Here is a 21,458-nt window from a genome sequence, read left to right as displayed (position 1 = left end):
AGCATGACCCAGACGGAAGACCTGACGCCGGTAAAACCCACCGAGTCGGAACTGCTGGTGGTCACCGGAATGTCCGGTGCAGGACGAAGCACCGCGGCCAACGCGCTGGAGGACCACGGCTGGTACGTAGTAGAGAACCTTCCACCCCAAATGCTGGTGACGCTGACGGACCTCGTCTCCCGCATGCCGCAGTCCATTCCCAAGCTTGCGGTCGTGGTGGACGTGCGCAGCAAGGCACTGTTCAGCGATATCCGCGACGCCCTGACTCATCTGAGCGCCAGCGGGGTGAGCTTCCGCGTGCTGTTCCTGGATGCCAGCGACGATGTGCTCGTCCGGCGGTTCGAACAGGGTCGCCGCCCCCACCCGCTGCAGGGCGACGGCAGGATCCTGGACGGTATCGCCACGGAGCGGGAGGTGCTCCACGAGCTCAAGGAGATGTCGACCATGGTGGTCGAGACCACCGACCTCAACGTCCATGAACTGGCCACCGATATCACCGAATACTTCTCAGCCAGCGGCCCCATTGTGCTGCGGCTGAACGTGATGAGCTTCGGATTCAAGTATGGACTGCCTGTCGACGCCAATTTCGTGGCCGACGTCCGGTTCATCCCCAACCCGCACTGGGTGCCGCAGTTGCGGCCGCTCACCGGGATGGACCAGGAAGTCAGCGACTTCGTGCTGGTGGATTCGGGGGCCGAAGAATTCGTCGAGCGCTATGTCCATGCCCTCGAACCGGTGCTGGCCGGATACCGGCGGGAAAACAAGCACTATGCGACTATTGCCGTCGGCTGCACCGGTGGCAAACACCGTTCGGTCGCCGTCAGCGCTGAGCTGGCCAAGAGATTGGCGCAACTGCCGATGGTCACAGTGACCACCAGTCACCGCGATCTGGGACGCGAATAATGGCCATCCGCACCGGACCGTTGCCCATGGTGCCGGTGCCGTCGTCGGCGCCTGTCCCGCAGCATCAAGAGACGGACCCGGCCGTCGTCGCCCTCGGAGGCGGGCACGGACTGTCGGCGTCGTTGTCTGCACTGCGGCTGCTTACCTCGGACTTGACGGCCATTGTCACCGTGGCCGACGACGGCGGTTCATCCGGACGGCTGCGGCAGGAGATGGGAGTACTGCCCCCGGGGGACCTGCGCATGGCACTGTCCGCGTTGTGCGACGATACAGACTGGGGCAGGACCTGGCGCGATGTGATGCAGCACCGCTTCCTGTCGGAGCGGGCACCGGCCGGGTCGCTGCAGGGCCACGCCATGGGCAATCTGCTGATTGTCACGCTGTGGGAACTGCTGGGCGACCCGGTGGCGGGCCTGCAATGGGCCGGAGCCCTGTTGGGGGCGCGGGGGCAGGTGCTGCCGATGGCGAGCGTGCCGCTGACGATCGAAGGTGATGTGCCCTCGACGGGGCCGGGAGACGAGTCCATCGTTGAGACGATTACCGGGCAGGCGTCCCTGGCAGTGGCGGGGAACGTGCAGAACGTGAGATTGATCCCGCCCGATGCGCCTGCCTGCGTCGATGCCCTCAACGCGATCGAACTTGCCGACTGGGTGGTGCTGGGGCCCGGGTCGTGGTACACGTCTGTGCTGCCGCACCTGTTGCTGCCCGAACTGCGCGACGCCCTCTGCCAGACTCCGGCAAAGCGGTGCCTGACGATGAACCTGCTGTTCGACACCAAGGAAACCACCGGGATGAGCGCCGCGGACCATTTGCGGGCGCTGGCGCGCTATGCACCCGACTTCGGAGTGGATGTGGTGCTGGCCGACCCGGAGGTGACGGGCGACCGGGCGGAGTTTGAACGTGCGGCCGCGATGCTCGGTGCCGAGGTCGTGTTCGGTAAAGTGGGGGCACCGGGGGGCCGGCCGGTGCATGACCCGCTCCGGCTGGCGACGGCCTATCACGATGTTTTCACAGGAACGTTAGGATAATTCGATGGCGCTGACTGCGGCAGTCAAAGAAGAACTTTCCCACCTGGATGTGAAGAAATCGTCGGTCCGCAAGGCTGAAGTCTCGGCTATGCTGCGGTTCTCCGGCGGGTTGCACATCATCTCGGGCAGGATTGTGATCGAGGCGGAGGTGGATCTTGCCTCCACCGCCCGCCGGTTGCGCACCGCAATCGGCGAAGTGTACGGACACAACAGCGAGATTATCGTCGTGTCCGGCGGTGGACTGAGGCGGGGCAACCGCTATGTAGTGCGCGTGGTCAAGGACGGTGAAACCCTGGCCCGGCAGACGGGATTGCTCGATGCGCGCGGCCGGCCGGTGCGCGGACTTCCATCGGTGGTGGTTAACGGTTCCACGGCCGACGCGGAGGCCGTGTGGCGTGGTGCCTTCCTGGCCCACGGATCACTGACCGAACCGGGACGTTCCTCGGCTTTGGAAGTGACCTGCCCGGGTCCGGAATCCGCGCTGGCGTTGGTGGGCTCGGCCCGGAGGCTGGAGATCGTCGCCAAGGCGCGCGAAGTTCGCAGCGTGGACCGTGTGGTGATCCGCGACGGCGATACCATCGCCGCCCTGCTGACCCGCATGGGCGCCCACGAAACCCTGTTAACCTGGGAAGATCGCCGGATGCGCAAGGAAGTTCGGGCCACCGCCAACCGACTGGCGAATTTCGACGACGCGAACCTGCGGCGTTCAGCGCAGGCTGCAGTTGCCGCGGGAGCCAGGGTCGAACGGGCCCTGGAGTTGCTGGCCGATGATGTGCCCGAGCACCTGAAGTATGCCGGGGAGCTGCGGGTGGCGAATAAGCAGGCCAGCCTCGACGAGTTGGGGCGCATGGCCGAGCCGGTGATGACCAAGGACGCCATCGCCGGGCGGATCCGCAGGCTGCTTGCCATGGCAGACAAGCGGGCCTCCGAGCTTGGAGTGCCCGGAACCGACGCCAATGTGACAGCAGAGATGCTGGAAGAGTAGATGCGTGCATAGGATGGGACTAGTGCATCAGTCGCCTTAGCATCGCCGGACCGGACACCGTCCGTCCCGACGGGCGCAGACACAGGTTTCTGGATGGAGAGGCCATTCAGATCGAAAAAGTGAAAAGGTGGAGGAATTCGTGAGCGAGTACACACTTCCCGATTTGCCCTACGACTACGCAGCACTGGAGCCGCATATTTCGGCCCGCATTATGGAGCTGCATCACGATAAACACCACGCAACGTACGTCAAGGGCGCCAATACCGCCATTGAACAGTTGGCTGAAGCCCGGGAGAAAGGCGATTTCGCCAATGTCCCCAAGCTTTCCAAGGACCTGGCCTTCCACACCGGGGGCCACATCAACCACTCAGTGTTCTGGAACAACATGTCGCCGGACGGCGGCGACAAGCCCGAGGGCGAGCTGGCCGCTGCCATCGACGACACCTTCGGATCCTTCGACAAGTTCCGGGACCACTTCACTGCCGCGGCCACAAGCCTGCAGGGTTCCGGCTGGGCCATCCTGGCTTGGGAACCGCTGGGCAAGCGCCTCGTGATCGAGCAGCTCTACGATCAGCAGGGCAACGTTCCGGTGGGAACCACTCCATTGCTGATGCTGGACATGTGGGAGCACGCCTTCTACCTTGATTACCTCAACGTTAAGCCCGATTACGTCAAGGCGTTCTGGAACATCGTGAACTGGGCGGATGTCGCCCGCCGCTTCGAAGGCGCACGCAATAACGCCTCCGGATTGATCACCCTGCAGTAGTAAGAGCAGTAGTAATAGCTGGCCCAATGCCGGCCAGTGCGTAATATGTATGAATCATGGAAAGCCGCCGCTGGCGGGCCCATTGCCAACGGCGGCTTTCAATGGTCCCTGCTGACCTGCGGACCTGCTCAGGCAGTGCGAGCGGCATTTCCGGAATTTGAACCATCTGTATGACAAACAAGGAGTAAAAGAAGTGACTACTCGTGTTGGAATCAACGGATTCGGCCGGATCGGCCGCAATTTCTTCCGTGCCGCTCTGGAGCAGGGCGCAGACCTTGAGATCGTCGCGGTGAATGACCTGACCAGTCCCGAAACCCTCGCCCATCTGCTGAAATATGACAGCGTGACCGGCCGGTTGAAGGCCAGTGTCGAGGTCAAGGACGGCAACCTCGTGGTCGGGGGCAAGATCATCAAGGTGCTGGCGGAGAAGGATCCCGCCAACCTGCCCTGGGATGACCTCGGGGCGGATATCGTCGTCGAATCCACCGGCTTCTTCACCAAGGCCGGCGACGCCCGCAAGCACCTCGACGCCGGAGCGCGCAAGGTACTGATCTCCGCGCCGGCCACCGACGAAGACCTGACCGTGGTGCTGGGCGTGAACGACGATCAGTATGATCCCGACAACCACCACATCATCTCCAACGCGTCCTGCACGACGAACTGCCTCGGCCCGATGGCGAAGGTCCTCAACGACAGCTTCGGTATCCAGCGCGGGCTGATGACCACAGTGCACGCCTACACGGCCGACCAGAATCTGCAGGACGGCCCGCACAAGGACCTGCGCCGCGCCCGCGCCGCAGGCGTCAACCTGGTTCCCACCTCGACCGGTGCCGCCAAGGCCATCGGCCTGGTGCTTCCGGAACTGAAGGGGAAGCTGGACGGCTACGCCATCCGGGTGCCGATCCCCACCGGATCCGCCACGGACCTGACAGTGACGGTGGACCGCGAAGTGACTGAGGAAGACGTGAACGCCGCATTCAAGGCTGCCGCGGACGATGGGCAGCTGGCCGGTTACCTCACCTACACCGAAGACCCGCTGGTCTCCGCCGACATCACCACCGATCCTGCATCGTGCATCCTGGATTCGGGACTGACCAAGGTGATCGGCGACCAGGTCAAGGTGGTCGGCTGGTACGACAACGAGTGGGGCTACTCCAACCGTCTCGTCGACCTCACCGAACTCGTCGCATCCAAGCTCTCCTAAACGGTACGAGATGGCTGCACAAACCCTTGAACAACTGATTTCAGCGGGCGTGAAAGGCCGGCCGGTACTGGTCCGGTCGGACCTCAACGTTCCGTTGGACGATTCAGGCTCATCACCCACAGTGACCGACGACGGGCGGATCCGCGCTTCAATGCCGGTGCTGCAGAAACTGTCCGACGCCGGCGCCCGGGTGATCGTGATGGCGCACCTCGGCAGGCCAAAAGGCGAACCGGATCCCCAGTATTCGCTGCGGCCGGCCGCCGCGCGGCTCGCCGAGCTCGCGCCATTCGGCGTGGAACTGGCCGCCGACGTCACCGGCGCCGATGCCCGCTCCAAGGCCGGGAGCCTGGACGACGGCGGCGTCCTGGTGTTGGAGAATCTCCGGTTCGATCCGCGGGAAACCAGCAAGGATGACGGCGAACGAGGCGCTTTCGCCGACGAACTGGCGGGGTTGGCTGCAACCCCGGACGGGCAGCAAGGCGCCTACGTCGACGATGCGTTCGGTGCGGTGCACCGCAAGCACGCCAGTGTCTACGACATCGCCTCGAGGCTGCCCGCCTACCAGGGGGATCTGGTGCGTACCGAGCTGGACGTGCTCGATACGTTAACCCGGTCACCTGACCGTCCGTATGTCGTGGTGCTTGGCGGGTCGAAGGTATCCGACAAGCTGGCGGTCATCGACAACTTAATGGGCCAGGCGGACTACCTGCTGATTGGCGGGGGAATGGTCTTCACCTTCCTCGCCGCCCTGGGCCACGACGTCGGCTCCAGCCTGCTGGAGGAGGACCAGATCGATACGGTCAAGCGGTACTTGGATGCGGTCTCCGGATCGGATTGCGAATTCGTGCTGCCCACCGACATTGCGGTCGCCTCCGCATTCGCCGCTGATGCCGAGCACGAAATCGCTGCCGCTGACTCCCTGGGCCAGAGCGCGTTCGGCGCCTCGGCCATCGGGCTGGATATCGGACCTGCCTCTGCGGAAAACTTCGCCGAACACATCCGCTCCGCCCGGACCGTTTTCTGGAACGGTCCGATGGGAGTGTTCGAGTTCGAAGCCTTCGCTGCCGGAACGCGTACCGTGGCTTCAGCCCTGACAGAAACCAAGGGCTTCACCGTCGTCGGCGGCGGCGACTCGGCGGCCGCAGTGCGGACGCTGGGCTTCGACGACAACCAATTCGGGCATATTTCCACCGGTGGCGGGGCCAGCCTGGAATTCCTCGAAGGCAAGGAACTGCCGGGGCTGACAGCGCTCGGCGAATAAGCCTGCGGCCGAAGTCCGGAACGGTCCGGACTTCGGCCGGCACATACGACACGACATATCGGAGAGCCATGACAACGTCGACCAACGGCACCTACGACCGCACGCCGCTGATAGCGGGGAACTGGAAGATGAACCTGGACCATGTCCAGTCCATCACCATGTTGCAAAAGCTGGCCTGGACCCTCAGCGACGCCAAGCATGACTTCAACCGGGTCGAGGTCGCAGTGTTCCCGCCTTTCACGGACATTCGCTCAGTGCAGACGCTGATCCACGGCGACGACCTGAACATCGGGTACGGCGGCCAGGACCTGTCGGACCAGGATTCCGGGGCGTACACCGGCGACATCTCGGGGCAGTTCCTGAACAAGTTGGGCTGCGGTTACGTGCTGGTGGGACACAGCGAGAGGCGTGCCGTCCATGCCGAGTCCGATGAGTTGCTGCGGGCCAAGGTACAGGCGGCGTTCCGCCATGGACTGGTTCCCATCTTGTGCGTGGGTGAAGGCCTGGAGGTACGGCAGGCCGGCAACCATGTGGAACACACGGTGAACCAGCTGCGGGCGGCACTGCAGGATCTGCCGGCCGAACACGCAGCCAGTGTCGTGGTGGCATACGAACCTGTCTGGGCCATTGGCACCGGCGAGGTGGCAGGCCCGGACGACGCACAGCAGATGTGTGCTGCCCTCCGCGCCGAAGTGGAAAGCCTGTATGACGGGCCGACGGCGGCAAAGGTCCGGCTGCTCTACGGCGGCTCCGTCAAGGGCAACAATGCCGCATCCATCCTGCAGCAGCGGGACGTTGACGGGGTGCTCGTCGGCGGCGCCAGCCTGGACCCGGCTGAATTTGCTAGTATTGTCAGGTTCGAGCAACATCTCGTCACCGGTTGAGGTTCGGCGAAGATGGGATGCTCTTTACGATTTATACCGCTGAAAGGCAGTTGTGGACGCTCTTAACATTATCCTGCAGATCCTGCTCGGGCTGACCAGCCTGCTGCTGACTCTGTTGATCCTGCTCCACAAGGGCCGCGGCGGCGGTATGTCCGATATGTTCGGCGGCGGCATGACATCCAGCCTCGGTTCCTCCGGCGTAGCCGAACGGAACCTGAACCGCTTCACGGTGGCGCTGGGGATTATCTGGGGGCTGGTCATCATCGCCCTTGGACTGCTGATGCGCTTTTCCGGGGACGCCTGACAGAGCCTCCTGACCGAGCTGCCCGGCCCGTCCTGACGCAGCCGGTTCCCACAGCGAGCTACTGCTGCTACTGCTCCGCTGTTTCGTCCACCAGCAAGGACTCCGGCACCTGCTCCGCGGCCTCGCGATCGATCAGCCACAATGTCTTGTCACGGCCGGTGGCACCCGCGGCCGGCACCTGTACCGGTGCCGCCCCCGCCAGAGCTAAGCCAACTGCACCAGCCTTGTCCTTGCCAGCGACCACCATCCACACCTCATCGGCGGACTGGATCGCCTCCAGGGTAAGAGACATCCGCTGCGGCGGAGGTTTGGGGGCATTCTCCACACCAACCGTGGAGCGGCCACGGGCCAGCACACCGTCCATATCCGGGAAGAGCGAGGCGATATGGGCATCGGGCCCCACGCCCAGCAGCAGCACGTCGAACGGTGCGGAGTCCTGCGCGAGCTCGGCGGCGTAAGCAGCCGCGGCGGCGTGCACGTCGTCGAATTCGTCCGCGGACCCAAAGGGGTGCACACGCCCACGATTGATGTCGACGTGCCGCAGCAGCGCTTCCTCAGCCTGCACCGCATTCCTGTCCGGGCTGGAGGCGGGAAGGAAACGCTCGTCGCCCCACCAGACGTTCACCCGGGACCAATCCACCGTATCCCGGTTCTCGGCTTCGGCGACGGCCGCCAGAATCGATATCCCGATGTTTCCGCCGGTCAACACGGCTGTCGCTTCGCCCCGTTGCTGCTGGGCCGCGGCCAGTCGCTCGATCAACCGGTCCGCGCCGGCTGCGGCCAGCGCATCGTAATTGGAATGGATCCTGACCCTGGGCGATGCGTTCACAGCTGTCTCCTTGACGTTTGCTTTTGCGCCGTCACTGGGCTGCCGCTTCGGCTGTGCGCTGCAGGCCCGTGGTAATGACTTCTCCGAAGACCTCATCCGGGTCCAACCGCCGCAGCTCCTCGGCCAGGCAGGCCTGCAGGGTGCGCCGGGGCAGAGCAATACGTTGATTGGGCTGGCCGGGCTGGCTGAGCGTGGCGACTGTCAGATTGGGGCGGACCAGCTCCACATCCCCGCCTTCGCGTTCCAGCAGCACTCTGCGGATGCCGGTGCCGGCCGGATCGTCGATGATTTCAACGGCAGCGTCAATGCCCAGGGACAGCCAGGCCGCGAGCAGCAGCGTGCTGGGGGAGTCGGTCGCCCCCTCCACGGTGATCTGCCGGACCGGTGCCGCCTGTACCTGATCCATGACGGCGGCCAGCTGGATGCGCCAGTTGGTTAATCTGGTCCACGCCAGGTCGGTATCGCCGGCTACGTAGGTGCGGCTGATGTGTTCGAGGGCAGCCCGCGGGTCGGGCTCATTGGCCGAGTCGGTGATGCGCCGGTGCGCGATGCGGCCGATGGAACTGTTGGCCGCCGATTCCGGGACGCCGTGGGGCCACCAGGCCACAATCGGGGCGTCGGGCAGCAGCAGGGCGGAGACCAGCGACTCGCTTTCGGCGGCCAGCGAACCGCAGCCGCGCAGCACCACGACCTCGGATGCTCCGGCGTCCCCACCGACCCTGATCTGGGCGTTGAGGACAGTTCCACCGTCCGGGTCGCCGGCGGCGAGCACGATGATCCGGCAGGGGTGCTCGCGGCTGGCGGCGTTCGCCGCCTCGATGGCATCTTCCTCGTGGCCCGAGCGGGTGATGACCACCAGGGTCAGCACGCGTCCCAAGGCGACAACGCCTCCGACGTCCCGCATGGTCATGATTTCCTTGGACACCTGCGAGGTGGTGGTGTCCGGCAGATCCACAATCACGGGCGCCTCCAGCTCCGGCCGTCGCGGGCCAGCAATTCCGCGGCAGCCGGTGGCCCCCAGCTGCCCGGGTCGTACGGTTGGGGTTGTTCGCCGCGCCGGCTCCAGTAATCCTCGAATGGGTCGAGGATCTTCCAGGACAGCTCGACCTCCTGATGGCGGGGAAAGAGCGGCGGTTCGCCGAGCAGCACGTCCAGGATCAACCGTTCGTAGGCTTCGGGGCTGGACTCGGTGAAGGCGTGGCCGTAGCCGAAGTCCATGGTGACGTCGCGGACTTCCATCTGGGTGCCGGGAACTTTCGACCCGAACCGGATGGTGGCACCTTCGTCGGGCTGGACGCGGATGACGACGGCGTTCTGCCCGAAGTCGTCATTCGAACCGTGGTGCCCGAAGATCATGTTCGGTGCCCGCTTGAAGACCACGGCGATCTCGGTGACGCGGCGGCCCAGTCGCTTGCCGGTGCGCAGGTAGAATGGCACGCCGCTCCAGCGCCGGGTGTTGATGTCCAGTCGGATCGCCGCGTAAGTCTCGGTGATGGACGAGTCAGGAATATCCGCCTCGTCCAAATAGCCCGCGACCTCTTCGCCACCCTGCCAGCCGCCGGAGTACTGGCCCAGCACCGAATGGGCCCCGAGATCGTCGGGAACTTCGACGGCGGCCAGGATCTTCTCTTTCTCGGCCCGCAGGTTATCGGCATCGAACGAAATCGGCTCTTCCATCGCCGTCAGTGCCAGCAATTGCAGCAGATGGTTCTGGATGACATCGCGGGCCGCGCCCACGCCGTCGTAATATCCGGCGCGGCCGCCGATGCCGATGTCCTCGGCCATGGTGATCTGCACATGGTCGACATAGTTGGAGTTCCACAACGGTTCGAAGAGCTGATTGGCGAACCTCAGTGCCAGGATATTCTGCACGGTCTCTTTGCCCAGATAGTGGTCGATCCGGAAGACCGCGTCCGGGGGAAAGACCGATTCGACAATATCGTTGAGTTCGCGGGCGGATTCCAGATCGTGGCCAAAGGGCTTCTCAATGACCACCCGGCGCCAGTTGCCGTCGTCGGCCGCGGCCAGACCATGCCGGGAGAGCTGCTGGCATACTTGTTCGAACTTGTCCGGCGGAATCGACAGGTAGAACGCATGATTGCCGCCGGTGCCGCGGTGCTCGTCCAGCTCCGCGATGGTCTTCTTCAGCTGTTCGAAGGCATCGTCGTCGTCGAAGGCGCCCTGGACGAACCGGATGCCTTCGGCCAGCTGGTTCCAGACATCCTCGCTGAACGGCGTCCGCGCATATTGCTGCACCGCGTGCTTGACCTCTGCCGCAAAATCCTCTTCGCTCCAATTGCGGCGGGCGAAACCCACCAGGGCAAAGCTGGGCGGCAGCAGACCGCGGTTGGCCAAGTCGTAAACGGCCGGCATCAGCTTTTTGCGTGCGAGGTCGCCGGTCACGCCAAAGAGCACCATCGACGACGGCCCGGCAATTCGGCTCAACCGCCGGTCACGCGGGTCGCGCAGGGGGTTTCGGGCAGCGGATTCCACGGAGGCCATCGGGCTACTGACCGATGCCGTGGTTGAGGAAGGACACCATATCCTTCAGCTGTGTCACTCCCGCTTCGCGGTCGGCCAGGTGTAATTGGAGCACCGGCCGGCCGTGCCCGGCCAGCACCTGGGCGTCGCCGGCGGCCTGGGCGGAGATCAGCTGCCCGAAGCTGAAGGGACGGTCGGGGATCGGTACGTCCAGTTCAGATGCCGCGGTGACCTGCAGGAACACGCCCACGGCGGGGCCGCCCTTGTGGAATTGCCCGGTCGAGTGCAGGAACCGCGGCCCCCATCCGAATGTCACAGGGCGTCCGCTGATGCGGGCCAGCGGGTCGCGGATTTCCTCCAGCGGCGCCCACGCGATCCGGTCGAAGTACGCCTGCACGCTCAGGTAGCCGTCGGCCGGCAGCTGTTCGATGAGTGCGCGGAGCGCGTCGTCGAGGCTGCTGGAGTTCCCCAGCCACGACGTGGCGCCGCGAACCTGGATCGCGCCGTCCACGAAGGCGGCAGCTGATTGTTCCGGGCGGGACTCGAGCAGGCCCCGTGCCGCTTCCTTGGCCGCCTCGACGTCGGGCTGGTCGAAGGGGTTAATGCCCAGCAGCCGACCGGCCACGGCAGTGGCATATTCCCACGCCAGCAGCTGGCTTCCCAGGCTCCCCGCCACGGCGATCTCATTATCGTTGAGCTCCACCGCCGTATCGGCCGCCACGAGGCGGACGACAAGCATGTCAGGTGCCTGCCACGAGGTTTCCGGGGCGTCGGGGCCCGCCACCACCGGCAGCAGTCCGGTGCCGAATTTGCCCGTGGATTCGGCAATCAGCTGCTCTGCCCAGTCCGCGAAGCCGACGATAGACGAGCCTTCATCGACGATGACGATCTTGTTCCGCAGCGGATCAGTGCCCGCCAGCGCAGCGCCGAGCACCAGCCCGATATTGTCCGACGCATCATCGCGGAGCACCTCCGATGCTTCCTCGGCATCATCGAGCAAGGCTTCGATATCGACGCCGGCCAGGCCGGAAGGCACCAGGCCGAAAGCCGTCAGCGCCGAATACCGGCCGCCGACGTTGGGATCGGCATTAAACACTTCCCGGTATCCGGCTTTGCGCGATGCCTCGTCCATCGGGGACCCCGGATCGGTGACAACAATGATCCGCCTGCCGGCGTCGATACCGGCTTCGGTGAACGTCTGCTCGAAGATCCGTCGCAGCGAGTCGGTTTCAAGGGTTGAGCCGGACTTCGACGAGACGACGACAGCCGTTTCGGCCAACCGGTCTTCCAAGGCGGCACGGACTTGTTCGGGATCTGTACTGTCCAGCACGGTCAATTCCACGCCCGCTGTGGCGGTGATCACCTCCGGCGCCAGTGACGAACCGCCCATTCCGGCCAGCGCAATCCGGGTAATCCCTTCCGCGGCGAGCTCTTCGCGCAGCTGCAGGATCCTCGGCACCAGCGGCCGGGAAGTGTCGGCCAGTTCCACCCATCCGAGGCGCTTGGCCGCCTCGGCTTCGGCATCAGGTCCCCACAAGGTTGGATCCTGGGCCGTGATCCGGGAGGCTGCCTGATCGGCCACCAGGGCACCAATATGCCGATCGATGCCGTGCTGCGCCGCGGAAGCGGCCATGATGGAAAGCGAACTCATGCTGGCTGTTCTCCTGCTGGTTGTGGGTCGTACGGTGCCGAACGCGCCGGGGGAGGCCCCCGGCGCGCGGGGACTCAGCGCCGGGCGTTATCCAAGGCCTGCTGCACGGTCTCCAGCAGCTCGGTCCAACTCTTGACGAACTTGTCCACGCCCTCGGTTTCCAGCTGCCCGACGACGTCGTTGTAGTCGACGCCGATCTTTTGCAGCTGATCCAGCACATTGTTGGCCTCTGTATAGGTGCCGGTGATGGTGTCACCGGTGACCTCGGCATGGTCGGCCGCAGCTTCCAACGTCTTCTCCGGCATGGTGTTGACCACGTTCGGGGCAACGAGTCCGGTCACGTACATGGTGTCGGGGTAGTCCGGATTCTTCACGCCGGTGGACGCCCACAACGGCCGCTGGGGCTTGGCACCCGCATCGGCGAGCGTCTTCCAGCGTTCGGTGCTGAACTGCTCCTCGTAGATCTGGTAGGCCAGCCGGGCGTTGGCGATGCCCGCCTTGCCGCGCAGCGCCTTGGCGTCGTCGGTGCCAATGGCGTCGAGGCGCTTGTCCACCTCGGCGTCGACACGGGATACGAAGAACGAGGCGACCGAATGGATCTTGCTCAGGTCCTTGCCGGCCTCCTTGGCGCGTTCCAGCCCGACCATGAAGGCGTTGATCACTTCGCGGTAGCGCTGCAGGGAAAAGATCAGCGTGACATTGACGCTGATCCCCTCGGCCAGGGTGGCGGAAATCGGCTCCAGACCGGCTTCGGTGGCCGGAATCTTGATATGGGCATTGCCCCGGTTCACCTTCTGCGCCAGCTGCTGTGCCATCGCGGTGGTCTTGGCAGCATCATTGGCCAGCCGCGGATCCACTTCAATGGAGACGCGGCCGTCGACGCCGTCCGTGCGTTTGGCGACGGGAGCGAACAGGTCGCACGCATCAGTGACATCGGCAGTGGTGATCTCGAAGACAGCGCTCTCGACGTCGGCGCCCGAAGCGGCCAGCTGCGACACCTGATCGGCGTAGGACTCGCCGTCGGACAATGCCGCAGCGAAGATGCTGGGGTTGGTGGTGACTCCGACGACGTTGCGCTCGTCGACCAGCTGCTGCAGGTTCCCCGAGGTGAGACGTTCGCGTGACAGGTCATCGAGCCAGATGGAAACGCCCGCGTCCGCCAATGCGCTGGTGGGGCGGGACTGGGAATTGGTTGTCTGTGTCATGAGATTCTCCTTCGTCTTCGTGACGTGGCTACGGCAGGTCGCCGGTGGTCGAAGCTGCGTGTCCGGAGGCTGCACCGGATGAGTGGTTCAACGGCAGGTCGCCGGACTGTACGGCCTGCAACGACTCACGGGCCGCCGCCACCACTGCCTCGGAGGTGATTCCGAATTCGCGGAACAAGGTCTTGTAGTCGGCTGAGGCTCCGAAGTGCTCAAGCGATACGGCCCGGCCGGCGTCCCCGATCAGGTCCCGCCAGCTTTGGGCGATCCCGGCCTCCACGGAGACCCGGGCGCGCACGCTGGAGGGGAGCACGGTTTCGCGGTACTGCTCATCCTGCTTGTCGAACCACTCAACGCACGGCATGGAAACCACCCTGGTTGCCACACCGGCGGCCTGCAGCTCCTCGCGGGCCTGCACGGCGAGCTGGACCTCGGAACCGGTCCCGATCAGGATGACCTCCGGCCGTCCGCCGTCGGCTTCGGCGAGCACATAGCCGCCGCGGGCAACACCCTCGGCCGAGGCGAACGTATTGCCCGAAGCCTCGCCGGTTCCCCGCTCGAAGGTGGGGATGTTCTGCCGCGTCAGCACAATACCGGCGGGGTTCTCCGTGTTTTCCAGGATGGTCCGCCAGGCAACGGCAACCTCGTTCGGATCACCCGGGCGGACCACGTCCAGCCCCGGGATAGCCCGCAGCGAGGACAGCTGCTCCACCGGCTGGTGGGTCGGACCGTCTTCACCCAGCCCGATCGAGTCATGGGTCCACACGTAGACAGCCGGAACGCCCATCAGGGCACCCAGCCGGATGGCGGGCCGCTGGTAGTCGCTGAAGATCAGGAACGTGCCGGCGAAGGCACGGGTGCCGGCGTGCATGGCGATGCCATTGACGATGGCGGCCGCGGCGTGCTCGCGGATGCCGAAGTGCAGCACGCGCCCGTACGGGTTCCCCGGGAACATGTCCGTCTGCTTGGACGCCGGCACGAACGACGGGGAGCCTTCGATGGTGGTGTTGTTGGACTCGGCCAGGTCAGCCGAACCGCCCCACAGCTCCGGCAGCACCGGCCCGATGGAATTGAGCACCTTACCGGAAGCCTTCCGGGTGGACAAGTCCTCTCCGGCTGGGAAAACGGGCAATTGATCCGTCCAGCCTTCGGGCAGCTGCTGTGCGGCCATGCGCTGCAGCAGCTTGGCTTCCTGGGGGTTGGTTTCCTTCCAGGCGGAGAAATCCTTCTCCCATTCGGCGCGTTCTTCCTTGCCCCGCGTCACCACCTGGCGGGCATGGTCGAGCACTTCGGCGTCGACCTGGAAATGCTGCTCAGGATCAAAGCCGAGGTGCTGTTTGACGGCCGCCACCTCGTCGGCGCCCAGCGCCGACCCGTGGATCTTGCCGGTGTTCTGCTTGGTCGGGGCGGGCCAGCCGATGATGGTGCGCAAGGCAATGATCGAGGGCTTGGTGGTTTCTTCCTTGGCCGCCTTCAACGCCGAATACAGGGCCGTGAGGTCTTCGGCGTAGTCGCCGGTCCTGGTCCAATCCACCCGCTGCACGTGCCAGCCGTACGCCTCGTAGCGCTTCAGCACATCTTCCGAGAAGGAAATTTCGGTATCGTCCTCGATCGAAATGTGGTTCTGGTCGTAGAGCACCACCAGATTGCCCAGTTCCTGGTGGCCGGCCAGCGAGGATGCCTCGGAGGTAACACCTTCCTGCAGGTCGCCGTCGGAGGCAATCACATAAATGGTGTGATCGAACGGGCTGGCACCCACAGGCGCCTCGGGGTCCATCAGGCCACGCGTCCGCCGCGCCGAATATGCGAATCCGACCGAGGTCGCCAGGCCCTGTCCCAACGGCCCGGTGGTGATCTCGACGCCGGTGGTGTGACGGTATTCCGGGTGGCCGGGAGTCTGCGACCCCCAGGTGCGGAACTGCTCGAGGTCCTCCACTTCCAGTCCGTAGCCGGACAGGAACAATTGGATATACAGCGTCAGCGAAGTATGTCCGGGGGAGAGGACGAAGCGGTCACGACCCGTCCAATCGGGATCCGAAGGGTCGTGCCGCATGAACTTCTGAAAGATCATGTAGGCGGCCGGAGCAAGGCTCATCGCCGTGCCGGGGTGTCCGTTGCCGACCTTCTCCACGGCGTCGGCCGCCAATACCCGCACGGTATCGACTGCCCGCTGATCAAGGTCGCTCCAGTTCAGTTGCTCTTCCAGATATAGCACGTTTCTACGGCCCCTCTCGTGAATGGACATATTCGCTCGCCTACAACCTTAGTCCTAAACGGATCTGCAGATCCTGTTCATGTCGTCGGGAGTGGTTTCCCGCGCACGGGCGGAATTGTTCTACGGAGCGTAGTAGTATGGTTGCGGAAGGCAGCACAATGGCCGGATTCCGCCACCGCAGCAGGTAGGATTGGAATGAGTGGAGGTGCGTCTTCCTCTCGAAGAAGTGACCGGCGAAGAACAGAGTGATGTCCCGTGCGAACCCAGCATGCGCCTGCAGTTGCCGCTTCTGTGGGCGGCAAAACGGGCTTCAAGGGTAAGGCCAAGGCTTATCTGGCCTTAACCAAACCACGGGTGATCGAGCTGTTGCTGGTGACCACGTTACCCACCATGATCTTCGCCCAACAGGGCTTCCCGGACCCGCTGTTGATCATCGCCACCTTGATCGGTGGCTCCTTCGCTGCGGGCAGCGCCGGGGCATTCAATTGTTACATCGACCGCGATATCGACAAGCTGATGAAGCGGACGGACAAGCGCCCGCTGGTTACGGGCGAACTGACGGAGCGGGAAGCGTTCGTCTTCGCCTGGATACTCGGGCTGGCCTCCGTGCTCATCCTGTGGGTCGGCGCCAATCCACTGACCGCCGGGCTGGGGGCGGGTGCCATCTTCCTGTATGTCGTGGTCTATTCGCTGATCCTGAAGCGCCGGACGTCGCAGAATATTGTGTGGGGCGGCGCCGCCGGGTGCATGCCCGTGCTGATCGCCTGGGCCGCCGTGACCAATACCGTGGAATGGCCCGCGTTCATCCTGTTCATGGTGATATTCCTCTGGACGCCGCCGCATTACTGGCCGCTGTCCATGCGTTACAGCGAGGATTACCGGAATGCGGATGTTCCAATGCTGGGCGCCGTCGCCGGCGCCAGGGTGGTTTCCGTGCAGATCGTGCTGTACGCATGGGCCATGGTGGCCTGCTCGCTGTTGCTGGTTCCGGTCGGGGGAGCCGGCTGGACCTACACGGTCGTCGCGGCCCTGGCCGGTTTCTGGTTCCTCTATGAGTCGCACCGGCTGCACCGGCAGGCCCAGCGGGGCACAACCACCGGCAAATCGGTGATGAAAGTCTTCCACGGGTCCATCAGCTACTTGACGCTGCTGTTCCTGGCGTTGGCCGTTGATCCCTTCATCGGTCCGGCGCTGTTCCAGGCCTGACACAGGTCTGACCCAAGCCTGCCACAAGCCGGATAGCATGGCCGGATGGACTTCACCGGCGTCGTCGCTTATCCGATCACCCCGTTTGCCGCCGATGGCGCGGTTAACTACGCCGAACTGAGGCGAATGACCAGTTCGCTGGTTGCTTCCGGCGTCGACTCGATCACCGTACTGGGCAGTTCGGGCAGTTTCGCCTACCTTGACCGGACGGAACGTGCCGGGGTGGTCGCAACCGCCGTGGAAGAAGCCGCTGGAACAGACAAGCAGGTGTCCGTCTACGCCGGTGTCAGCGCGGTGGGCACCCGGGAGATCCTGACCTTCGCCGCGGATGCCGAAGATGCCGGCGCTGCCGGGCTGGTCGTCTCCGCTGTCTCATATGTGCCGCTGATGGCCGAGGAAGTCGCGGCCCAGACGCGGACGCTTGCGGGCCGCACCGAGTTGCCAATCTGCCTGTATAACAATCCCGGCACCACCCAATTCGATTTCCCCGTTGAACTGGTCGGGGAGTTGTCCACACTGTCCAACGTTGTTGCGCTGAAAGATCCCGCCGGCACGCCTGAGACTTTCATGGCGCGTGCCGCCGCTGTACAGGAGACAACGTCGGAGGGCTTCGCCCATGGGATCAGCGGCGACCCGGCCATCGTGGATAACGCCGTTGCCGCCGATGCCTGGCATTCCGGGGCTGCCGCGCTGCTTCCCGAGCTGTACCTGACACTGCGGGCTGCCCTGGTCTCAGGCGACAATGCCGGCTTTGCTGCCTGCCGCGAAATCCTGACACCGGTGATTCACACACTTGCCGCCCAGCGCGAACTGAGCAGTCTGCACTCGCTGGCCCGGGCCTGTGGCTGGGACGCCGGTGACCCACGGCTTCCGCTGCTGCCGGTTCCGGGAAGTCAGCAGCGCGACCTGGCGCGGCTGATCGATCACGTCTAGCGGCTCAGGCGCGCCGTGCTGGACGACGGCTGCGTTTCAACCGGCGGAAGACCGCGGCCCAGGCCCTTGTCGATGGCATTGGTCGCGGCGCACACCAGCAGCGATGCTCCCAGCATGTGCAGCGCCACAAGCATGACCGGCAACCCGGTGAAGTGCTGGATGTAACCCACCATGCCTTGCAACAGGACGACGACGGCGAGCATCACCATGGCCTGCCGCAGCTGGCGGTGGTGATGCCTGCGGTAGACGAGAATAAGGGCCGCCGCCGTGGCGGCCACCAGCAGATATACCGGTGCGACATGTATCCGGGTCATCAATTCCGGATCGAGCCCGTTGCGCGGAGCGTCTGCATCACCGGCGTGGGGGCCGGACCCGGTGACGATAACACCGAGCATCACGGTTATGGCAGTGAGCACACCGATGGCAACGAGCACCTGCCGCACCGTCGTGGAGGCGCGGGTTGGACCATGGCCGTCGCCGGTGCCGGCCGGCATCGGGCGGGCACGGTTGACCAACAGAGTGGCCAAGGCAATCAGCGTCATGGAGACGATGAAGTGCCAGCCCACGACCCAAGGGTTCAACTGGGTCAGCACAGTGATTCCACCAATCAAAGCCTGCGCCGGAATGCCCGCCAGCAGTGCGATGGACAGGAAGAACAGGTCACGGCGTTGACGCCGGAACCGCCATACCGCCAGCAGCATGGCAAAGGCGATGAACGTCAGCACGAACGTCAAGGTCCGGTTGCCGAATTCAATGATCCCGTGAATGCCCATTTCCGGTGTATTAATCAGCGACTCGGCGGTGCACTGCGGCCACGTCGGGCAGCCCAGCCCGGACGCAGTCAGCCGAACGGCCCCACCAGTGACAACAATCAGCACCTGTGACACGAGCGAGGCAATTGCCAGTCCGCGCACGGTGCGCGTGACGCCTCCGGGCAGCCGGGCGGCCAGTGAACGGAGACCGGTTGCTTCGCCATTGCGGCCAGAGGAATGATCAGACATCGTTTAACTCCATTTGAACCATCGGACGGCCGCCACCCCGGAAAGCACTGTCCAACCGGCCAGCACCAGGAAGGCAGTGAAATTGAACTGTCCGGCAAGCAGGGCACTGCGCAGCGCCTCGCCCAACGCCCCGGACGGGAGCAATTGGACGAGCCCGGCCAATTGGCCGGGCAGGGCTTCGGGCGGGATCACGATCCCGCCGCCGGCCGCCAGCAGGATCCACAACAGGTTGGTGATGGCAAGGGTCGCTTCGGGCCGGACGGTTCCGGCCACCAACAGTCCCAGGGCAGTGAACGCCGCCGCCCCAAGGGCCAGCAGCAGTATAGCCACCGCAATCCCGGCCGGAGACGGGCTCCACCCCATCAGGAGTGCAACAGCGCTGATCACCAGCACCTGCAGGCCCAGCACCACGGCCACTGCCACGGCTTTGCCGGCAATCAGCCCGGTGCGGCCAAGCGGGGTGGTGGACAAGAACCGGAGCACGCCGTAGCGGCGGTCGAATCCGGTGGCGATGCCCTGGCCGGTGAATGCCGTGGACATCGCGCACAAAGCCAGCACTCCGGGTGTGGCAATATCCACCCGGCCGGTCCCCGGTGAGGTGAGCGGATCCAGTAGCGGAGTGACTGCCAGGCCGACAAGGGCCAGCAGGGGCAGCACAATGGCCAGGATCAGCTGCTCGCCATTGCGCAGCATGCACATGGTTTCGTAGCCGCCTTGCAGCGCGATCCGCCGCGCCAGGGGTGCCGGCGCGCTCACGGAAGTTCCTTCCCGGATACCTCGAGGAAGACATCCTCCAGGCTTCTGGGAGACAGCTGCAACGCCGTCGGCATGACCCCGGCGGCATCCCATGCCTGCGCCAGCACCGCGAGGTCGGCCGCCGCCAGCGGTCCGGTGACGGTATAGCTGCCGGGCCGGGTCTCCACGGCGGACAAATGGCCTGGCACTATCGACGCCACATCGAGTCCCGGCACTGCCTCGAAGGTCAGCACCCGTCCCGATTCGGTCGGACGGGTGGCATTGATCAAATCCGGAACGGTGCCGTGCGTGACTGTCCTGCCGGCGTCGACAATGTATACGTAGTCGGCCAGTCGCTGGGCGTCGTCGAGCAGGTGGGTGGTGAGGACAATTCCCAGCCCCTCATCCCGCAGCTCCCGGACCAGGTCGAAGACGATCGCCCGTGACTGGGGATCCAAACCGGCAGAGGGCTCATCCAGGAACAGCACTTCGGGATCACCGGCCAAGGCCGCAGCCATCGCCAACCGCTGCTTCTGTCCTCCGGAGAGCCGGCGGACCGGCGTGCCGGCGAAACTGCCGATACCGAGCCGGGCCACAAGTGCGTCGATATCGGCCGGCCGGCTGTACATGCCGGCAATGTGGCGCAGCAGGGCAAGCGGCCGGGCCGCCGGCGGGAGTCCGCCATCCTGGAGCATCACCCCGACGCGGGCCCGGAGGCTCGATGTCGCCCGTGCCGGATCCTCGCCCAGCAGGCTCACGGTGCCCCCGTCCCGGGACAGCAATCCCTGGGCGCATTCGATGGTGGTGGTCTTTCCTGCTCCATTGGCGCCCAGCAGGGCCGTCACCTGTCCGCGGTATGCTTGAAGGGCGACGCCGTCGAGCACTCGCACCATTTTGCCTTCCAGCGAAGGCAACGGTCCGAAATCCTTAACCAGCCCGTCGATGTTCAGACAGGGCGGATCGGAGCGGTTGGAACGGAGCACCCAACCATTCTACGTGACGTAGTACGGCCTGGCATTCCGGGTGCAGGTCCCGTGCGGCCACGGTTTTCCGGCGTGGTTTCGGGAGTGAGGACTTGAGGGCCCGGCGAAGGGTTGCCTTACTGGAACCGGGAATGAAATTACGTCATGATTGTGTTGTGTATTCCGTGAGTGATTCTTCGTCCGGGCCGTCGACCGCCCGGGAAGCAGAGGAACGCACCAGGGACAAAGTCCTCGGTGCGGTACTGGAACACGGCCCGGTGAGTGCAGCAGCACTGGGGGAGACGCTGGGATTCACCCCTGCAGCCGTGCGCCGGCACCTCGACGCGCTGTCCCGCGACGAAATGATCGAAGTGAAGCTGGTGAGCAAGGCCACCGGCGCCGGGCGCCCATCGCGCCGCTACGTGCTGACCAAACGTGGCCAGCAGCACCTGGGAGACGATTATCTGGACATCGCGCGGCAAGCACTGACTGAACTGACCAGGCAAGCGGGTCCGGCCGCCGTCGAGGAATTCGCGCGGCGCCGCTACGCAGATATGGAAGAGCGGTACCGGCCGGCTGTCGAGGCTGCCGGCACCGACGTCGAAGCCCGGACCGAAGCCCTCGCCGAGGCCCTGTCCAAGGATGGCTTCTCTGCCTCCTCCGCCTCCGTTCCGGCACCGGCGCACAGCAGCTCCGTGGAAGGGTTGGGGAGTGTGCAATTGTGCCAGGGGCACTGCCCGGTGCAGGACCTGGCCGCCGAGTTTCCGGTCTTCTGCGACGCGGAGACCGAAGTTTTTGCCCGCTTGATCGGCGTCGATGTGCGGCGGTTGTCCACATTGGCCAGCGGGGGACATGTTTGTACGACCCATGTTCCTACGGGTCGGGCAAGTACCAAGCCAGCGCGGTAA

20 protein-coding genes are annotated in these 21,458 nt (G+C 64.7%); 11 read left to right on the top strand and 9 right to left on the bottom strand.

Annotated elements, in window-relative coordinates; translation table 11 throughout:
• The first annotated feature begins 3 nt into the window (after nucleotides 1-3).
• The 8 genes from rapZ to secG all read left to right on the top strand — a co-directional run bounded on the left by rapZ (nucleotide 4) and on the right by secG (nucleotide 7,335).
• Nucleotides 4-903, top strand: a complete 900-nt coding sequence (gene rapZ, locus H535_RS0103960) for an RNase adapter RapZ (protein WP_026818521.1) — start codon at nucleotides 4-6, stop codon at nucleotides 901-903.
• On the top strand, nucleotides 903-1,931 hold the full coding sequence (locus H535_RS0103955; protein ID WP_026818520.1) for a gluconeogenesis factor YvcK family protein: 1,029 nt from the start codon (nucleotides 903-905) through the stop codon (nucleotides 1,929-1,931). Before rapZ ends, H535_RS0103955 begins: the two co-directional genes overlap by 1 nt.
• A 4-nt stretch (nucleotides 1,932-1,935) precedes the next feature.
• Nucleotides 1,936-2,916 carry a DNA-binding protein WhiA gene (whiA, locus tag H535_RS0103950; RefSeq protein WP_026818519.1) on the top strand — a complete coding sequence of 327 codons (981 nt, stop codon included), beginning with the start codon at nucleotides 1,936-1,938 and terminating at the stop codon, nucleotides 2,914-2,916.
• Between the two features lie 139 nt (nucleotides 2,917-3,055).
• Nucleotides 3,056-3,682 carry a superoxide dismutase gene (locus H535_RS0103945; RefSeq protein WP_026818518.1) on the top strand — a complete coding sequence of 209 codons (627 nt, stop codon included), beginning with the start codon at nucleotides 3,056-3,058 and terminating at the stop codon, nucleotides 3,680-3,682.
• A gap of 193 nt (nucleotides 3,683-3,875) precedes the next feature.
• Nucleotides 3,876-4,886, top strand: coding sequence for a type I glyceraldehyde-3-phosphate dehydrogenase (gap, locus tag H535_RS0103940; RefSeq protein WP_026818517.1), 1,011 nt, complete (start codon nucleotides 3,876-3,878; stop codon nucleotides 4,884-4,886).
• Between the two features lie 10 nt (nucleotides 4,887-4,896).
• Nucleotides 4,897-6,147 (top strand): phosphoglycerate kinase, encoded by a 1,251-nt coding sequence (locus H535_RS0103935; RefSeq protein WP_026818516.1) that lies wholly within the window; start codon nucleotides 4,897-4,899, stop codon nucleotides 6,145-6,147.
• 68 nt (nucleotides 6,148-6,215) lie between these two features.
• Entirely contained in the window at nucleotides 6,216-7,031 is an 816-nt protein-coding gene (gene tpiA / locus H535_RS0103930; protein ID WP_026818515.1) for a triose-phosphate isomerase, read from the top strand.
• Between the two features lie 52 nt (nucleotides 7,032-7,083).
• A complete protein-coding gene (gene secG, locus H535_RS0103925; RefSeq protein WP_026818514.1) occupies nucleotides 7,084-7,335 on the top strand; it encodes a preprotein translocase subunit SecG in 252 nt (83 codons plus the stop codon).
• 67 nt (nucleotides 7,336-7,402) lie between these two features.
• On the opposite strand, the gene pgl is transcribed toward secG, so the two are convergent.
• The 6 genes from pgl to tkt all read right to left on the bottom strand — a co-directional run bounded on the left by pgl (nucleotide 7,403) and on the right by tkt (nucleotide 15,743).
• Complete coding sequence (gene pgl, locus H535_RS0103920) at nucleotides 7,403-8,164, bottom strand: 6-phosphogluconolactonase (RefSeq protein ID WP_026818513.1); 762 nt, start codon at nucleotides 8,162-8,164, stop codon at nucleotides 7,403-7,405.
• A 31-nt stretch (nucleotides 8,165-8,195) separates the two neighbouring features.
• Nucleotides 8,196-9,125: a glucose-6-phosphate dehydrogenase assembly protein OpcA gene (locus tag H535_RS0103915; RefSeq protein WP_026818512.1), complete on the bottom strand. Its 930-nt coding sequence runs from the start codon at nucleotides 9,123-9,125 to the stop codon at nucleotides 8,196-8,198.
• On the bottom strand, nucleotides 9,122-10,666 hold the full coding sequence (gene zwf / locus H535_RS0103910; protein ID WP_026818511.1) for a glucose-6-phosphate dehydrogenase: 1,545 nt from the start codon (nucleotides 10,664-10,666) through the stop codon (nucleotides 9,122-9,124). Before zwf ends, H535_RS0103915 begins: the two co-directional genes overlap by 4 nt.
• A 4-nt stretch (nucleotides 10,667-10,670) precedes the next feature.
• Entirely contained in the window at nucleotides 10,671-12,296 is a 1,626-nt protein-coding gene (locus H535_RS0103905) for a glucose-6-phosphate isomerase (RefSeq protein WP_026818510.1), read from the bottom strand.
• Nucleotides 12,297-12,370: 74 nt separating this feature from the next.
• Entirely contained in the window at nucleotides 12,371-13,501 is a 1,131-nt protein-coding gene (tal, locus tag H535_RS0103900) for a transaldolase (RefSeq protein ID WP_026818509.1), read from the bottom strand.
• 28 nt (nucleotides 13,502-13,529) lie between these two features.
• Nucleotides 13,530-15,743 carry a transketolase gene (gene tkt, locus H535_RS23340; RefSeq protein ID WP_051298468.1) on the bottom strand — a complete coding sequence of 738 codons (2,214 nt, stop codon included), beginning with the start codon at nucleotides 15,741-15,743 and terminating at the stop codon, nucleotides 13,530-13,532.
• A 225-nt stretch (nucleotides 15,744-15,968) separates the two neighbouring features.
• On the opposite strand from tkt, the gene H535_RS0103890 reads away from it, so the two are divergent.
• Nucleotides 15,969-16,919: a heme o synthase gene (locus H535_RS0103890; RefSeq protein WP_026818508.1), complete on the top strand. Its 951-nt coding sequence runs from the start codon at nucleotides 15,969-15,971 to the stop codon at nucleotides 16,917-16,919.
• Between the two features lie 45 nt (nucleotides 16,920-16,964).
• The gene (locus H535_RS0103885) at nucleotides 16,965-17,852 is read left to right on the top strand and encodes a dihydrodipicolinate synthase family protein (protein WP_026818507.1); all 888 of its coding nucleotides are present in this window, start codon (nucleotides 16,965-16,967) and stop codon (nucleotides 17,850-17,852) included.
• Here the strand turns inward: H535_RS0103885 and H535_RS23335 are convergent.
• Genes H535_RS23335 through H535_RS0103870 form a run of 3 tightly spaced genes read right to left on the bottom strand, consistent with a single transcriptional unit; the run spans nucleotide 17,849 to nucleotide 20,571 of the window.
• The gene (locus H535_RS23335) at nucleotides 17,849-18,853 is read right to left on the bottom strand and encodes a COX15/CtaA family protein (protein ID WP_051298466.1); all 1,005 of its coding nucleotides are present in this window, start codon (nucleotides 18,851-18,853) and stop codon (nucleotides 17,849-17,851) included. The genes H535_RS0103885 and H535_RS23335 overlap by 4 nt on opposite strands.
• A gap of 3 nt (nucleotides 18,854-18,856) precedes the next feature.
• A complete protein-coding gene (locus H535_RS0103875; RefSeq protein ID WP_425387257.1) occupies nucleotides 18,857-19,552 on the bottom strand; it encodes an ABC transporter permease in 696 nt (231 codons plus the stop codon).
• Nucleotides 19,553-19,605: 53 nt separating this feature from the next.
• Entirely contained in the window at nucleotides 19,606-20,571 is a 966-nt protein-coding gene (locus H535_RS0103870; protein ID WP_026818505.1) for an ABC transporter ATP-binding protein, read from the bottom strand.
• 155 nt (nucleotides 20,572-20,726) lie between these two features.
• Between H535_RS0103870 and H535_RS23330 the strand changes: the two genes are divergently transcribed.
• Entirely contained in the window at nucleotides 20,727-21,458 is a 732-nt protein-coding gene (locus tag H535_RS23330; protein WP_081416423.1) for a helix-turn-helix transcriptional regulator, read from the top strand.

It is taken from the genome of Arthrobacter castelli DSM 16402, assembly GCF_000430705.1.
In the GTDB taxonomy this organism is placed as follows: Bacteria; Actinomycetota; Actinomycetes; order Actinomycetales; family Micrococcaceae; genus Arthrobacter_C; species Arthrobacter_C castelli.
The sequence above is the reverse complement of the archived record's forward strand: the minus strand, read 5'-3'. Positions and strand labels throughout refer to the sequence as shown.